General features: G+C 64.1%; 13 protein-coding genes. 7 read left to right on the top strand and 6 right to left on the bottom strand.

Annotated features, from left to right (window positions below):
• Positions 1-37: 37 nt before the first annotated feature.
• Genes BMW76_RS32035 through BMW76_RS32015 form a run of 5 tightly spaced genes read right to left on the bottom strand, consistent with a single transcriptional unit; the run spans position 38 to position 5,528 of the window.
• Positions 38-922: an ABC transporter permease gene (locus BMW76_RS32035; protein ID WP_090872553.1), complete on the bottom strand. Its 885-nt coding sequence runs from the start codon at positions 920-922 to the stop codon at positions 38-40.
• Positions 922-1,866: an ABC transporter permease gene (locus BMW76_RS32030; RefSeq protein ID WP_090872551.1), complete on the bottom strand. Its 945-nt coding sequence runs from the start codon at positions 1,864-1,866 to the stop codon at positions 922-924. Before BMW76_RS32030 ends, BMW76_RS32035 begins: the two co-directional genes overlap by 1 nt.
• Before the next feature lie 5 nt (positions 1,867-1,871).
• Entirely contained in the window at positions 1,872-3,368 is a 1,497-nt protein-coding gene (locus BMW76_RS32025) for an ABC transporter substrate-binding protein (RefSeq protein WP_090872549.1), read from the bottom strand.
• 43 nt (positions 3,369-3,411) lie between these two features.
• On the bottom strand, positions 3,412-4,509 hold the full coding sequence (locus BMW76_RS32020) for an ABC transporter ATP-binding protein (protein ID WP_090872547.1): 1,098 nt from the start codon (positions 4,507-4,509) through the stop codon (positions 3,412-3,414).
• Entirely contained in the window at positions 4,506-5,528 is a 1,023-nt protein-coding gene (locus BMW76_RS32015; protein ID WP_090872545.1) for an ABC transporter ATP-binding protein, read from the bottom strand. The genes BMW76_RS32020 and BMW76_RS32015 overlap by 4 nt, the downstream gene beginning before the upstream one ends.
• 147 nt (positions 5,529-5,675) lie before the next feature.
• Between BMW76_RS32015 and BMW76_RS32010 the strand changes: the two genes are divergently transcribed.
• The 5 genes from BMW76_RS32010 to BMW76_RS31990 all read left to right on the top strand — a co-directional run bounded on the left by BMW76_RS32010 (position 5,676) and on the right by BMW76_RS31990 (position 12,609).
• Positions 5,676-6,557 (top strand): LysR family transcriptional regulator, encoded by an 882-nt coding sequence (locus BMW76_RS32010; RefSeq protein WP_090872543.1) that lies wholly within the window; start codon positions 5,676-5,678, stop codon positions 6,555-6,557.
• 266 nt (positions 6,558-6,823) lie between these two features.
• The gene (locus BMW76_RS32005) at positions 6,824-9,205 is read left to right on the top strand and encodes an RICIN domain-containing protein (RefSeq protein WP_090872542.1); all 2,382 of its coding nucleotides are present in this window, start codon (positions 6,824-6,826) and stop codon (positions 9,203-9,205) included.
• A 276-nt stretch (positions 9,206-9,481) separates the two neighbouring features.
• Positions 9,482-10,597 carry a glycosyltransferase family 4 protein gene (locus tag BMW76_RS32000; RefSeq protein ID WP_090872540.1) on the top strand — a complete coding sequence of 372 codons (1,116 nt, stop codon included), beginning with the start codon at positions 9,482-9,484 and terminating at the stop codon, positions 10,595-10,597.
• Between the two features lie 322 nt (positions 10,598-10,919).
• The gene (locus tag BMW76_RS31995; RefSeq protein WP_090872538.1) at positions 10,920-11,906 is read left to right on the top strand and encodes a helix-turn-helix domain-containing protein; all 987 of its coding nucleotides are present in this window, start codon (positions 10,920-10,922) and stop codon (positions 11,904-11,906) included.
• A gap of 124 nt (positions 11,907-12,030) precedes the next feature.
• A complete protein-coding gene (locus tag BMW76_RS31990) occupies positions 12,031-12,609 on the top strand; it encodes a DUF4337 domain-containing protein (RefSeq protein ID WP_090872536.1) in 579 nt (192 codons plus the stop codon).
• 15 nt (positions 12,610-12,624) lie between these two features.
• Here BMW76_RS31990 and prpR read toward each other — a convergent pair whose 3' ends face one another.
• Positions 12,625-14,574, bottom strand: coding sequence for a propionate catabolism operon regulatory protein PrpR (gene prpR / locus BMW76_RS31985; protein ID WP_090872534.1), 1,950 nt, complete (start codon positions 14,572-14,574; stop codon positions 12,625-12,627).
• Between the two features lie 187 nt (positions 14,575-14,761).
• Here prpR and prpB point away from each other — a divergent pair, with 187 nt between their 5' ends.
• Both prpB and BMW76_RS31975 read left to right on the top strand, forming a co-directional pair.
• A complete protein-coding gene (gene prpB / locus BMW76_RS31980; protein ID WP_090872532.1) occupies positions 14,762-15,655 on the top strand; it encodes a methylisocitrate lyase in 894 nt (297 codons plus the stop codon).
• A gap of 20 nt (positions 15,656-15,675) precedes the next feature.
• A partial coding sequence (locus tag BMW76_RS31975) for a citrate/2-methylcitrate synthase (RefSeq protein WP_281248569.1) occupies positions 15,676-16,304 on the top strand: 629 nt, incomplete at its 3' end.

Here is a 16,304-nt window from a genome sequence, read left to right as displayed (position 1 = left end):
ACGGCCCTATCGAAAGCGACACGGCCACGGAAAGAAATCAGGATTCGCGCGGATCGAGCGCGTCGCGCAAACCGTCGCCGAGCAGATTGAAGCCGAGCACGGCCAGAAAGATCGCAATGCCGGGAAAGATCGACATCCACGGCGCCTGGCTCACGAAGTCCTTTGCGGTGTTGAGCATCGATCCCCACGAGGGCGCGGGCGGCAATTGTCCGAGCCCGAGGAACGACAGGCTCGCTTCGGCGATGATCGCGCTCGCCACCGTGAGGCTCGCCTGCACGATGATGGGCGGCAGCACGTTGGGCAGAATGTACCGCAGGATGATGCGCGGATGATCGAGGCCGATCGCGCGCGCGCCTTCGACATACTCTTCGGCCTTCACGCTGATCGCCTGTCCGCGCGTGAGGCGGATGAAGCGCGGCATCGCCGAAATGCCGATCGCGGCCATCGCGTTCGTCAGGCTCGGCCCGAGGAAAGCCGACAGCGCGATCGCGAGAATCAGGAATGGAATCGACAGCAGCGCATCGGCGACGCGCGAGATCGCGCCGTCGACGAGCTTGCCGAAATAGCCGGCGAGCAATCCGAGCGGCACGCCGAGCACGACGGCGATGCCGACGGACACGACACCCGCGAGCAGCGACGCGCGCGCACCGTACAGCAGACGGCTCAGCACGTCGCGGCCGAGTTCGTCGGTGCCGAACCAGTGAGCCGCCGACGGCGCCTGGCGCACGGTCATGAAGCTCGCCTGCACCGGGTCGTACTGCGTGAGCCACGGCGCGAACACGGCCATCACGACGACGAGCGCCACCAGCAGCGCGCCGAATACCGCAGCGCGGTTGCGCATGAAGCGCACGAGTCCACGGCGCTTACGGCGCGGCAGCGTTGCAGCCGGCGACACGGCTTGGGCATCGAGAGGAGTAGCCATCAACTGCGCCTCAGTCGGGGGTTGAGCAGGATGTACAGCACGTCGGCGCACAGATTGACGACGATGAACGCGAGCGCCGTCACGAGCACGACGCCTTGCACGACGGGATAGTCGCGGTTGAACACGGCATCGACGACGAGCTTGCCGAAGCCCGGAATCGTGAAGACCTGCTCGGTCAGCACGGCGCCCGCAAGCAGTTCGCCGAACAGCAGCGCGAGCACGGTGACGATCGGGATCAACGCGTTGCGGAACGCGTGCTTGACGACGACGGCGCCGCGCAGCAAACCTTTCGCGCGCGCGGTGCGGATGTAGTCGGTGCGCAGCACGCCGAGCATTGCGCTGCGCGTGTGGCGCATCAGTTGCGCGCCGAGCGCGGCGCCGAGCACGAACGCGGGCATCAGCATCGTCTTGATGCTGAGCCAGAAGTCCTCGCCCGGCGGCACATAGCCCGACGACGGCAACAGATGCCAGCGCACCGACACGATGAAGATCAGCATGATGCCGAGCCAGAAGTTCGGTATCGACATGCCGGACAGCGCGAAGATGTTCGCGGCGTAGTCGAGCGGCCCGCCGCGGCTCGCCGCCGAGATCACGCCCGCCGGTATGCCGATGCCGATAGCGAGGATCATCGCCATGATCGCGAGCTGTATCGTGACGGGAAGCTTCTGCGCGATCAGCGAGCGCACGGGCACGTCCGTGCGCAGCGACGCGCCCAGGTCGCCGCGCGCGACGTCGCGCATCCACAGCGCGTATTGCGTCGGCACGGGCTGATCGAGGTGATACTTGACCCGCAGCGTCGCGATGAGTTGCGGGTCCTGGTCCTCGCCCGCCATCGCCATGACGGGGTCGCCCGGCAGCAGCTTCTGCAGGCCGAAGATCAGCATCGACACCAGGATCAGCGTCGGCACGGCCACGAGCATCCGATTGGCGATGATCCGCAGCATGGCGCTCAGCCCTTCATCGAAACGCCGCGCAGGCGAACGAGGCCATCGGCGGAAGGCGTGAAGCCCTGCACCTTCTTCGACAACACGAACGGCCACGGCTGCGCGTAGATGTAGACGATGGGATCGTCGTCGGCGAGGATCTTGCCGGCCGCGTCGTAGTCCGCCTTGCGCTCGGCTGAGGTGAGCTTCGTGCGCGCGCCGTCGAGCAGCGAATCGACCTGCTGGTTGCAGTAGTGCGCGTAGTTCAGGTTGCCCGAGCACGTGTTGAACTGATGCAGGTTGCCATCGGGATCGACGCGGCCCGACCAGCCCGTGTACATCGCTTCGAAATCGCCGCTGTGTCCCGCGTTCAGCTCGGTCGCGTAGTCGCTCGGGCGCAGCTTCAGCGTGATGCCCGCTTCACCGAGCATCGCCTGCAGCATCTGCGTGATCTGGCTCGCGACCGTGTTGTTCGGATACGCGAACTCGATCGTCGGATGCTCGTGGCCCGACGCCTTCAGCAAGGCCTTCGCTTTCGCGACGTCACGCTTCGTCGTCGGCAGCGACGCGTTGTAGTACGGGCTCGATTTCGGAATGCCCTGGTTGGCCGGCGTGAAAATGCCCGCGCCGATCACCTGATCGATCGCATCGCGATCGATCGATAGCTCGAACGCCTGGCGCACGCGCTTGTCCTTCAACGGGCTGTTGCCGCGCGGTCCGTTGTTGATGTTGAACGTCACGTAGTAGAAGCCCAGGCCCGTCACCGGCTTGAATTGCAGGTTCGCATCGCTCTTCACCGACGCGACATCGGAAGGCGCGAGGCGTTCGAGCATGTCGAGCGAGCCCGAGCGCAGGTTTGCGAGACGCACGGTGCTGTCGGGAATCGGCTGGAACACGACGCGCTGGATCGGATACTTGTCCGCGTCCCAATAGCCCGCGAACTTCTCAAGCACGACGCGATCGTTCTGCACGCGCTGCACGAACTTGTACGGACCCGAACACACGGGATGCGACGCGACGCCCGCCGCATCGGAGAGCGTCTTCGGTGCGAGCATCATGCCGGCGCGATCGGAGAGCGTCGCGAGCAGCGCGGCGTCCGGCTGCTTCAGCACGATCTTCACGGTGCTGTCGTCGACGACGTCGACATGATCGACCGACGAAAGCTCGCTCTTGCGGTTGCTGGTCGGAAGGCTGCGATAGCGGTCGAGATTGGCCTTCACGGCGGCCGCGTTGAGCGGCTCGTCGTCCTGGAACTTCACGCCCTGGCGCAGCTTGAAGGTCAGCGACTTGCCGTCGGCGCTCGTGGTCCATGAAGTGGCGAGCATCGGCACGATCTTGAGATCCGGCCCGACGTCGACGAGCGAATTGCACATCGACGCGAACACGATCCGGTCGACGAACTGCACGCTGCGCGCGGGGTCGAGCGAACCGATATCGTCCTGCAAGCCGATGCGGATGGTGGTCTGGGCCATCGCGGCGGATGCGCTCAATGCGAGCGCGGCGGCAATCAACATTCTTCGCATGCGTTATGTCCTTGTTGCGGTTCGGGTTGCCATCAGAGGTGAGTTATCGGATCGCGCCCGCTGTCAGCGCGGCCTGTCTGTCGCGGTAAATCGAAAGGCGCTCGTTCAGCTTCACGCTGACGCTCGCCGCGAGCGGCGTGCCGCTGCCCGCGTTCTGCACTTCGCGCCAGAAGTGGCAGGCGACCTGCCGGCCGCCGGGCAGCGCTTCGGCGAGCGGCCGTTCCTGCGAGCAGCGCGGCTTCGCATGCGGGCAGCGCGTATGAAAGCGGCAGCCAGGCGGCGGCGCCGTCGGACTCGGCAGATCGCCTTGCAACGCGGGCTTCGTGCGGCGCTCGTGCGGACTGCTCGCGGGAATCGCGCGCAGCAGCGCTTGCGTATACGGATGCAGCGGCGCATCGAACAGCTCGTCGACTTGCGCGAGCTCGACGATCTCGCCGAGATACATCACGGCGACGCGGTCGCTCATATGGCGGATCACGGCCAGATCGTGCGCGACCATGATCAGCGTGAGGCCGAGTTCCGCTTTCAGCGATTCGAGCAGATTGATCACCTGCGCCTGCACCGACACATCGAGCGCCGACACCGGCTCGTCACCGACGATCAGCTTCGGCTCGCCCGCGAGCGCCCGTGCGATGCCGATGCGCTGACGCTGCCCGCCCGAAAACTCATGCGGATAGCGCTCCGCGTAACCGGGCTGCAAGCCCACTTTCGTCAGCAGCTGCGCGACGCGCTCGCGGCGCTCGGCGGCATTGCGCGCAAGTCCATGCACGCCGACCGGCTCGCCGATGATCTGGCCCACCGTCATGCCCGGATTCAACGAAGCGAACGGGTCCTGAAAGATGATCTGCATTTCGCGGCGCAGCCGCCGCAGCTTCGCGCCTTGCCAGTGCGTGATGTCCTCGCCCTGATAGATCACACGCCCTTGCGTCGCGTCGATCAGGCGCAGCAGCAGCCGGCCGAGCGTGGACTTGCCGCAGCCCGACTCGCCGACGATCGCGAACGTCTCGCCCGTGTTCACGGCGAACGACACGTCGTTGACGGCATGAACCGTCGGCGTGCGCGCGAACATGTGCCGCTCGCCGCCGAAGCGTTTCGTGAGCGCGCTGGCTTCGATGATGGGCGCTTTCATGTCGGCACTCATGTCAGTTCCTTTTGCTGCGCGGGCTTCACGAGTTGCTCGACAGGCGCGAGCCAGCACGCGACGCGATGCTCGCCCGAAAGCGTTCTGTCGGGTGGCGCGGCGTCGATGCAGCGCTGCTCCGCGAACGGACAGCGCGGCGCGAAGCGGCAGCCGCGCGGCATCTGCTCCGGCGACGGCACCGAGCCGCGTATCGTCGCGAGCGAGCCCGCGCGCTTGCCGACGGACGGAATCGCGCCCATCAGGCCGATCGTGTACGGATGCTGCGGATCGTCGAACAGATCGGTCACGGTGCCGTACTCGACGATCCTGCCCGCGTACATCACGGCAACGTGATCCGCCACTTCGGCGACCACGCCCAGATCGTGCGTGATCAGGAGCATCGCCGTGCCCGTCTCCGCCTGGAGGTTGCGCACGAGTGACAGCACCTGCGCCTGGATCGTGACGTCGAGCGCCGTGGTCGGTTCGTCGGCGATCAACAGACGCGGGCGGTTCGCGAGCGCCATCGCGATCATCACGCGCTGGCGCATGCCGCCTGACAGCTGGTGCGGAAGGGCGTCGAGCCGCGTTTCGGGTGCGGGAATGTGGACGAGGCGCAGCATCTCCAGCGCTTCGTCACGCGCTTGCGCACGCTTGATGCCGCGATGCCGCCGGATGCTCTCGCCGATCTGCTCGCCGATCGTGTACGCGGGATTCAGCGACGTCATCGGCTCCTGGAAAATCATCGACATGCGGTTGCCGCGAATGTCGGCGAGTTCGCGCTCCGTCAGCGAGAAAAGATCGGCGCCCTCGAAATGCGCGGTGCCCGCGACGCGCCGCGCGGGCGGGCTCGCGAGCAGCCCCATCAGCGCCAGCGACGTCACGCTCTTGCCGCAGCCCGATTCGCCGACCATGCACAAGGTCTCGCCCGCGTGAACCGGGAAGGAAACGTTATCGACGACATTGGGTACCTCGGCCGCGTTTGAAAATTTCAACGAGAAGCCTCGTACATCCAGTACTGGTCGGCGTTCAGCACCGGTCATGCTTGGGCACTCCGCATCGTGTCGCTCGTCCTTTCATGTCGTTACGAATCCATTATCTGGCCGGCGTTGTACAAAAAATATTAATATTTCTTTTCGACACTTAAGTTTTTCTCATGGCTCGATCATGAGACGCACTCGGGACACACCATGCCGACGCTTCGCATGTTGAAGACTTTCAAGGCCGTGGCACGCACGGGATCGTTCTCGGCCGCCGCCGACAAGGTCGCGCTGACGCAGGCCGCCGTTAGCCTGCAGATGCGCGGACTCGAACTGGCACTGGGCCGCCAGCTGTTCGACCGCCGGGGCCGCCAGATCGCGCTCACGCAGCACGGCCACACGATCTGGCCCAAGGTCGAGCAGATTCTGGAGCTTCTCGCCGAGCTTGAAGCGAAGCCTTCGGATGCGATGGAGGGGCCCGTGACGATCGGCGCGGTGGTGTCGGTGATCGGCGCGCTGTCGCTGGCCGTCGCGCGGCTGAAGGCGGCGCATCCGCGGCTCGACGTGCGCCTGCTGTCGGCGCGCTCGGACGAGCTGGCGGGCATGGTCGAAGCAGGCGAAGTGGATGTCGCCGCCGTCGTCGCGCGCGCGGACCAGACGCTGCCCGACACGCTGAAGTGGACCACGCTCTACACGGAGCCGATGATGCTGGTCGTGAGCCGCGAGATCATCGACAACGATCCGCAGCGCATCTTGCGCAGCCATGGGTTTCTGCGCTTCGACGGGCGCGTGCGCACGGGGCAGGTCGTCGAACAGGCGTTGCAGAAGTCGAGTTTGACGGTCAACGAATATCTCGAACTCAATTCGATCGAAACGATCGTCGCGCTCGTGCGCGAGAAGGTCGGGGTGGCGGTGCTGCCGCTGCTCAATCGCGGCAACTGGCAAAACGACCCGTTGCTACGCGTGATTTCGATCGGCAGCCCGCCGGTCCTTCGAACGGTCGGCATGGTGCAGCGCGCATCCGATGACCGGAAAGCGTTGATGCGCGAAATCGTCGATACGTTTCAGGCCACGCCGCGCGCCGGGTCGTAAAGCGCTGCCAACGCGATCAATGCATCCGTGTGATGCCGATATGACAGAAATCCTGGCGATTAAATGCTATTCAATGTCCCTAAGACGACAGTGAAAGAAGCGAAATTGGCGAGGTTCATTTCAATGCCAATGAGAGGCTGGTTTTAAAAGCCCATTAATCTTTCACCCAGTAAGCGTTATGGAATTGCCAGCACGTTAGAAAAAGAGAAGAGACACTACGTCCTTCATCCAGTGACGACTCGCGAGAAGAACACGAAGAAAATCACATGAACCTGTCGCTCTTCAACGCTCGCCGCTTCATTCGCTTCCTGTTTCTTCTCTGTGTGTCATTCGCCTTTTGCGGCGCGAGCCATGCCGCGTCCGCCGATTGCAGCGCGGGCACGCTCGTTACCGTAGTCGCGCATCTCGACGACGATCTGCTGTTCGTCGAGCCCGGCATCAGCGAGCAGTTGCGCGCGGGATGGTGTGTCACGACAGTTCATCTGATCGGCGGGGCCAACGGTGCGAACTTCGCGTATGTGCAAAAGCGCGAGCAGGGATCGCGTCTCGCCTACGCACGCATGGTCGGCGTGCCGAACGACTGGGACGAATCGACTGTGCGCATCGCGGGCAAGCCGGTATTCCAGCTGACATTGAAAGCGCAACCAAAAGTGCGGCTGCTCGAACTGCGTCTTCCGGGCGGCGCCGTGCGCGGCGGCCGCGTGCCGCTCGCATTGCTGTGGGATCAGGGCGCGACGATCACGAGCTATCCGATGGGACACGGCGAAATCGCGCCGGCACGCTACACGCGCGATTCGCTTTCCGCCGTGCTCAAGACAATTTTGCAAGACGCCACGCGCATTTACACGCTCAACCCCGACACCGTGCCGTTCATCGAGCACCCCGATCACATCTACTCCGCGCGCATCACACGGCACGTCGCGCAAACCTTGGGACGATCGATTCCCATCGCGTACCACATCACGTATCCGACGGGAACGTGGCCATCCACGCTGTCCGGCGACGAAGCGCAACGCAAGCGGGATGTTTCGGCAAGCTACTTCACGATCGACGGCGGGGACTTCGCGCATGTGTTCGGCGAATACCAATGGGACGGCAACTGGATCCTGCGCCGATACGCACGCTTCGATACGACCGGTCACGCCACGCCCGATTTCGTCGCGCTGCCGACGGTGCTGTTCAACACCGCTTCCAGCGAATGCCTGACTTCGACGGGCAGCGAGCGCAAGCCGGAACTCGCGCCGTGCGACGGCTCGGTCAGCCAGCAGTGGACGTGGGAACCGAGGCCAACGTATGCGGGCAATCAGCACAATGCGGCGCTCGTTTCGGCATCGACGCGGCAATGCGTTGCCGAACACGACGGCACGTTGACAGAAGAGCCCTGCGAAGCGTGGGACGAATCGCAGCGCTGGACGCCGTGGGACTTTGGTCTGATCTTTACGCCGTCGCGCCGGTGCCTCGGTGAGGAAAGCGGACGCCTCAATATCCGCGGTTGCGCATCGCTGACGACGCGATACCGATGGTCGACGACGCGCCCGACATGGGCGACCGATCTGCGGCTCGCGGGTGCGATGTACGGCGACGTGTCGGGACGCGGCGAGTCGTCGGCGGTGTACGTTCAACGTCGCGCGGACGGTCCGGGCTTCGACGTCGACGTTCAGGCGTTGAACAAAGCCGATAAACCCGTGCGCTGGTACGCGAATGCGATTCCGTTCGACAGCCGTGCAACGACGACAACGTGCCGCGCCGATAGTTTGTGCTTCGATAGCGCGCGCTTTCTGCTCGGCGATTTCGACGGCGACGGCCGCGCGGATCTGATGGTCGTCACGCCGCGAAACGGCGGCACCGCCTTCTGGCTGCTGCACAGCACGGGCAGCCGCTTTACCGCGCCCGTTCTCTGGTTCCAGAGCGACAGCCGGATGCCTGCCGGACGCGTGCAGCAGATCACGCCGTACTCGACCAAAGAGAAGGAACCGGCAAAAGTACTGATCGCAATTCAAAAGCAGGACACCGGCGTCGAACTATGGACAGTGGACCCGGACGCAGCGGGGCGCGTTCAGCAAATCCAGGTACTCGACGACAGCCGTCTCAAGTCGAATCTTCGCCTGCTTGCAGTGCGGAACGATCACGCGGATGTATCGTTTGTCGCCATTCAACCGGCCGACGACAACGGGCGCATTGCCATCGTCCCGCTCGGCGTCGAAGGCGGGCACTGGTCGGTCGGCGCGCCCGCGATGCTGCCCGCGACGTTCAAGCCCGACTTGACGAAATTCGCCGCCAGCGATCCGCACGCCGATGCCGATGCATCGATCGTCATGACCGTGCCTCGTTTCGCGAACCCCGGCGGCGTCGACGTATGGAAGCTGGACGCCGCTCATCCCGATTCGACGCCCGTTCTGCTGGCCTCGTTACACGGCATCCGGTGGCAGGACGCGACACCCGCACTGACGGGCGGCGGCAAGCACACGACGCTCGTCTTTTACCAGCGCACCGACGCGATACTCGATAACACGCTCTTTACCGCTGGAAGCGCGGCGCTGGCCCAATACGCGATGAACGGAAACAGTATGCAGACTGTACCGACAGCGACGGTCCAGCTTCCCGCGATGTACTCGGAAACGCTCTGGCTCGAACGGCTCGCTCAATAGGGTTGAATCGGGCAAAAAAATTGCATGGCTGTGCAATCAGCTGCATCGATGGTTGCAGCAAAATCAACTCTACAGGTAAGTACTTAGGTGTCGAGTAATGACTAGTCCTTGGCTGATGATTGTCGGTGCCATTGAGTATGTTAGAACCGTCATTGAACACACCAATTGACGGTCGATCAACGGAACCGTACGCTGCACGGAGAACAGAAAGCAATTGACGATTCGTCATCGTGGCCCTGTTCCCTTCGTACACAAGACTTATTCATACGGTGACAAGTGCGGATACTACAGGTCGTACATGCGCCACGTCTGTCTGGTGCCGAGGTCCTCGCGAAGGGTCTTGCAATCCAGCATAGGGAGGGTGGCCACGAAGTCTGCATCGCATCGATGCTGCCGCAACTCGCGGACTTCGATCACAGCCGCAGAGAACTGGTGGCTGCGGACGTGCTGTGCGATTTTCCCGATGCGTATCTGGGCAGGATGGGGCGTCTGATGCATCTGTGGCGCTGCATCAAGCGGTTCCGGCCGGACATCATCATCGCTCACGCGACGCTCGCCGCGCTCTACGTGCGTCTTCTTCCGTATGCCGCGCCCGTTGTCTATGTGATGCACTCCGGCTCCAACGATTTCGAGGACCCCAAGCTGAAATGGGCGGAGCGTTTTCTGTCGCATCGCGCGAGAGCCGTCGTCGGCGTGTCCCCGCAGAATACGCATGACTACGTTCGCGAATTCGGACCGCATCCGCTCGTAACCGTGATCCCCAATGGCGTCGACCTGTCGCGCTTTCACTTCGTGGCTTCCGCATTGAACCTGGCAGATCACAGCACGGCAAAGCAGATCGTGCAGCTGGGACGCTATGTCGACGACAAGGGACAGCTCGAAACGATTCGGGCCTTCGATGGCGTGCTGCAACAGGAACCGGAAGCGCGCCTGCTGCTGTGCGGCGTCATCGAAGACAAGGCTTATCACGAGACAGCGATGAATCTCGTGGATCGCATGAGCCTGAACGAGCGTGTCACGTTGTGCGGCCCCGCGACGAATGTCGCCGCGATCCTGCAAGCGTCGCATGTGTTTGCGATGCCTTCTCACAGAGAGGCGCACAGCATCGGCTTTCTCGAAGCGCTGGCATCGGGTATCCCCGTCGTCGCAAGCCGCATTGCAGCATTCGAATTCGCCCGCGAATTTCCAGGCGTCTCGCTCGTCGACACGTTGAATCCTTCCGCGTACGCGCGCGCGCTGATTCACGCATTGCACACGCCTCGCGCATATCGCCCGCTGGACGGCTATACGCTGCGCGACACGGCCGAGAGCTACCTGAAAGTCGCGCAGGCCATTTTCGAGTCCAGCGGCATCTCGTCGATGTCGAACTGGAACGGAAACCAGTCGACCTGACAATCGGACATCGGCGCGGGAACAATATCGGCCCGCCAATCGTTTTGCTCTTGCGCTCACGCTGACTCCCGCAACCGGATGCAGTGCCCCTCGTGCCGAATCAGACGCATCGGCCGATGCCTGTGAAAGCGCCTTGACGATACTTGTCGCGCTGCGTGCGCCGGCCCACATTCGCTTTGCGATTTATCAAGGCAGCATTGGAGGCTAGCGGGAGAACTGGAGCCTTCCATACATTCGGTGACGCGCGCATCGTCCGGAATGCTTCCCGTCGACGTCAGGGTATCCGGAGTTCCGGTCCAGTTCATTGAGGTTGGGGAAGAACATGTCCACGCGTCCGCGTCAAAGACTCGATGCCAGTGAATCGGAGGGACCGGACGGCAAACCGCTGCGCACGCGTCATGTCGCCGTCGTACTGTTCGAGGGATTCGATCTGCTGAGCGCAAGCGTCATCGCCAATACACTCGAGCTGGCGAGCGAGCTGTCGTCGCGCAATGCGATCCAGTGGGCGTATCGGGTCGCCGTTCTCGCGGCCCATGATGGACACGTCGGCAGTTCCGCGACGCTGCTCGTTTCCACGGAAGCATTCGACACACGCAGAGACTATGAATTCGACGCGATCTTCGCGATCGTCGGCGCGGACACGGATCTCGACGACCGCTCGGAGCCGCTGACCGCGTGGATCAGCCGCGCCCGTGCGAAAGCGGCCGATGTGCGGCTGGTGGGCGCGCCGCTGCCGGGTCCCGACAGCCCCATTCGCGATGGGCCGCGCGCGACGCATCGCGAGCCGTCCTGCAACGCGGCGGGACACGCGAACGACTGCAAGCGGAAATCCCAGAGCCTTCACGAAGCGCTCACGGGCGCACTGAAACTGATCCGTCGCGACATGGGCGACACGATGGCGCGGCGCGTCGCCGAGCATCTGTCGATCTGTTCGCAAGACGCGCTGAATGCGATATTCGAGGACGTCGTCGGCAGCACGCCCGCTGAAAAAGTGCGCGCGGCCGCGCACTGGCTGCAGGACAACTGCCGCCGCCAGATCACGATCGAAGACGCGGCGCAGGTGGCCGCGATGAGCGAGCGCAGCCTGCTGCGTCACTTCAGAAGCGAGCTCGGCATGACGCCGTCCGACTATCTGATGAACGCGCGGCTTCAGGTGGTCTGCAATCTGCTGATCGAGACCGATCTGCCCGTCGACAAGGTCGCGAAGCGCGCGGGCATGACGAGCGGCGATCATCTCGCGCGCAGCTTCCGGCGGCATATGAAAACTTCGCCGACCGAGTATCGTGCGCAGCGCAAGCTGCAATGCTGAGCAGCAAGCGGCGCACGCTCGACACGGCATCGACCGGAGAGAAAAGAAAAGGCCAGGCGCTTTTTCGCGGGTGATACGCTGCGGTATGCTTGCGACTCTGCGTTTCTCTTGAGCCACGATCACGATGTCCGACGAATACGAAGTGCACGGCCCGCACGATCACGCGATCGAGCACCCCGGCTCCCATGGAAGCGACACGGGCGCCTCGCGACTTGCCGTCATGACGGCGATCCTCGCGAGCGTTGGCGCAATCGCCTCATATCAGAGCGGCGCAAACGAAAACCTTGCACTCTTCTACAAGAACGAGGCCGCGATACTCAAGACAGAAGCCGCGAACCAGTGGGCCTACTATCAGGCCAAGGGAGAAAAACAGAATCTCGCCGAACTGGGCGCGGCGCTGAGCGATCCCGCATCGGCGGCGCACGGGAAGTTCATCACCGACGTACAGCGCTACAAGACCGAAAAAGAACCGATTCGCCAGCAAGCGGAATCGCTCGAAAAGCAGGTGAAAAAGGACAATGACGCCAGCGAGTCGCTGCAACATCAGCATCATCGCTGGGCGCAGGCGACCACGCTGATCCAGATCTCGATCGCGCTCGCCGCCATCACGCTGCTCACGAAAAAGAGCTGGCTTCAGAAGATCACGATCGGCATGGCCGTCGTGGCAGTCGGTCTGTTCATCACCGCGTTGGTGGGCGTGTGAACCGTTCGCGAACGCTCATTGCGTCGTATTGAGCTTGCGCCACAACGTCGTCTTGCTGATGCCGAGCGCCCTGCACGCGGCATCGCGATCGCCGCCGCACGCAGCCAGCATCGCGCGTATTTCGTCGGCCTCGACATGGCGGCTGCGTTCGCGCAGCGTCAATGCGCCCTTCTTCTGCCGCCCCGACTGCACGAAGAGTTCGGGCGCGACCACCTCCAGCATCTCGCGTGAGAACGCAGCGCCTGCGTCGCCTTCCGCGTCGGCCAGCTCGACGGCGATCCGTTCAATCACGTTCTGCAATTCGCGCACGTTGCCCGGCCATGCGTAGCGGCACAAAGGCTCGCTGACGGGCGCAAGCATATGCGCCGCCGCCTGCAAGCTGCGCACGCGCGCCGCCAGACGCGGCTCGCGCGCTGCTGCCTGCAACAGCAGTTCGGCGGCAAGCGGCATCACATCGGCCGCGCGCTCGCGCAGCGGCGGCAGTGCAATGCTCAGGATGTTCAGCCGATAGTAGAGATCCGCGCGGAACGTCCCGGCCTCGATCCCTTCCGTCAGCGCGCGATGCGTCGCGGCCACCACGCGTATGTCGACGCGCGTCGGCTCCGTCGAGCCGAGCCGCACCACCTCGCGCTCCTGTAGCACGCGCAGCAGCCGGCTTTGCAGCGGCAACGGCATCTCGCCGATCTCGTCGAGAAAGAGCGTCCCGCGATGCGCCGCTTCGATGAGCCCCGCCTTGCCGCCCTTGCGCGCGCCCGTGAACGCGCCCTCGTCGTAACCGAACAGCTCGCTTTCCAGCAACGCTTCGGGAAACGCGCCGCAATTGATCGCGACGAATGCGAAGTCGCGCCGCGCGCTCAGGTGATGCATGCTCTGCGCGACCATTTCCTTCCCCGTGCCGCTTTCGCCGAGTATCAGCACGGTCGCGTCGGACTTCGCGTAGCGCTGGACCAGCGTGCGCACGCGTTCGATCGACGCGCATTCGCCGACCAGATCGTCGAGCCGGTAACGCGCGGTGAACTGCTGCGCGCGCTGACGCGAACGCAGCGTGCGATCTAGCCGCTCGACCGCGCGCGATTCCTGAAACGTCAGCACCGTGCCGGCTGCGGGGCCCGCGCCCGCGAGCGGCCCGCGATGCACGACATAGCTCGCGCCGCGCACGGACACGAGCGTATCGCCGTCGGTATCGGGCAGCGCGCTCGCCAGATCGGGCGCGAGCTGTTGCAGCGGCACGCCCGCGGCGCTGGCGGCATCGATGCCGAGCACGCCCGCGAGCCGCTGGTTGATCGCTTCGACGCGCCCTTGCGCATCGAGCGCGACGACGCCGTCGCGCAAGTGCTGCAACAGGTTGTCCAGACGCTGACGGCGCACGCCTTCGGCGCGCGTCGCCTGCGCGACTTCGAGCGCCGTGTCGAACGCCGCGCGCACCGACGTGCGCGAATAGAGAAACACGGCGCCCATGCCCGCGCGCTCCGCGAGATCGGTCACATGGCCCGGCCCGACGACGGCATCGACGCCGCGCTCGCGCAGTTCGCGCACGCATTGCTCCGCGTCTTCCGTCGAACGGTACGAAGCGAAGATCACATCGACGCCGTACGCGGCCGTGAAGCGCTTGACCTCGTCGGGCGTTTCGCCATGCGTGACGAGCGCCACCGAATCGCCGTCGCGTTTCGCGCGCGCGAGCGCCTGCATCACGTCGAAGCCCGTCGGCGTGATGACAACCACGGGCACGTCGACGCGCGCCTTCAGATACGCGCCATTCGAGCCGCCCGCCACGATCACGTCGGGACGCTCGGCGCCTGCCGCGTCGATCTCCTGCATCGCATCGCCGAAACCGCGCGCGACGATGCGCACGTCGGCGCGGCCCGCATACTCGCTCGCGATATCGACGAACAGATCGCGCAGACGGCTGATGCCCATCGCCCAGATGCGCGGACGGGAATGGGAGGCGGCGGAAGGCGTGCTCATGGACGTGCTCGGTACGGGTCGTGGCGTTCGTCCATTATATGTTTCACAACAGAAACGCGAGATTCCATTTCTGAAATGCACCTGCAAGACCGTTCGGACGTGCGCGCCGCAAAATCAGTGACTTAGCGGGGCGGCCGTGCATGGCACGGTGCTTGCGAATACAGGCCCGCTATCAAGGAGCCTCAAATTGAATTCAGCCAAACAACCCGCTAGCGCCGGCGCCGCGTTCCGCCAGGCCGTCGCAGAAGGACAACCGCTGCAGGTCGTCGGCGCGATCACCGCATATGCCGCGAAGATGGCCGAAGCCGTCGGCTTCAAGGCCGTGTATCTGTCGGGCGGCGGCGTGGCCGCGAACTCGCTCGGCATTCCCGATCTGGGCATCAGCACGATGGACGACGTGCTGACGGACGCCCGCCGTATCACCGACGCCACCAACCTGCCGCTGCTCGTCGATATCGACACGGGCTGGGGCGGCGCCTTCAACATCGCGCGCACGGTCCGCTCGTTCATCAAGGCGGGCGTCGCGGCCGTTCACCTCGAAGACCAGGTCGGCCAGAAGCGCTGCGGCCACCGGCCGAACAAGGAAGTCGTCGCGAAGGAAGAGATGGTCGACCGCGTGAAGGCCGCCGTCGATGCGCGCACCGACGATCAGTTCGTCATCATGGCCCGCACCGACGCAGCCGCTGCCGAAGGCCTCGACGCCGCGATCGAGCGCGCCGTCGCCTATGTCGAAGCGGGCGCGGACATGATCTTCCCCGAAGCGATGAAGACGCTCGACGACTATCGCCGCTTCAAGGCCGCCGTGAAGGTGCCGATTCTCGCGAACCTGACCGAGTTCGGCTCGACGCCGTTCTTCACGACGACGGAACTGCGCGAAGCGAACGTCGATATCGCGCTGTACTGCTGCGGCGCGTATCGCGCGATGAACGCGGCGGCGCTCAATTTCTACGAGACGGTGATGCGCGACGGCACGCAAAAAGCGGCCGTGCCGACGATGCAGACGCGCGACGATCTCTATAAGTACCTTGGCTATCACGCGTACGAGGACAAGCTCGACGCGCTGTTCGCCGCGAACAAGTAATGGCATCTGGAGGAAGACACATGAGCGAAGCAGACAACAACACGCCGAACGCAGGCGCGTTCAAGCCGAAGAAATCCGTCGCGCTGTCGGGCGTGACGGCGGGCAACACCGCGCTGTGCACGGTCGGCAAGACGGGCAACGATCTGCACTACCGCGGCTACGATATCCTCGACATCGCGGGCGCCTGCGAATTCGAAGAGGTTGCGTATCTGCTCGTGCACGGCAAGCTGCCGAACGTCGCCGAACTCGCTGCATACAAGACGAAGCTCAAGGCGTTGCGCGGCCTGCCCGCGAACGTGAAAGCGGTGCTCGAATGGATTCCCGCCGCCGCGCACCCGATGGACGTGATGCGCACGGGCGTCTCGGCACTGGGCACGGTGCTGCCGGAGAAGGACGATCACAACCTCGCGGGCGCGCGTGATATCGCCGACCGGCTGATGGCCTCGCTCGGCTCGATGCTGCTGTACTGGTATCACTATTCGCACAACGGCAAGCGGATCGAAGTCGAAACCGACGACGATTCGATCGGCGGCCACTTCCTGCATCTGCTGCACGGCGTGGAGCCGTCGAAGTCGTGGGTCGACGCGATGCACGTGTCGCTGAACCTGTACGCGGAGCACGAATTCAACGCGTCGACGTTCACGGGCCG

This window comes from Paraburkholderia diazotrophica (genome assembly GCF_900108945.1).
Classification (GTDB): domain Bacteria; phylum Pseudomonadota; class Gammaproteobacteria; order Burkholderiales; family Burkholderiaceae; genus Paraburkholderia; species Paraburkholderia diazotrophica.
Note: the sequence above shows the minus strand (reverse complement) of the source record. Positions and strands in the feature narration are given on the sequence as shown.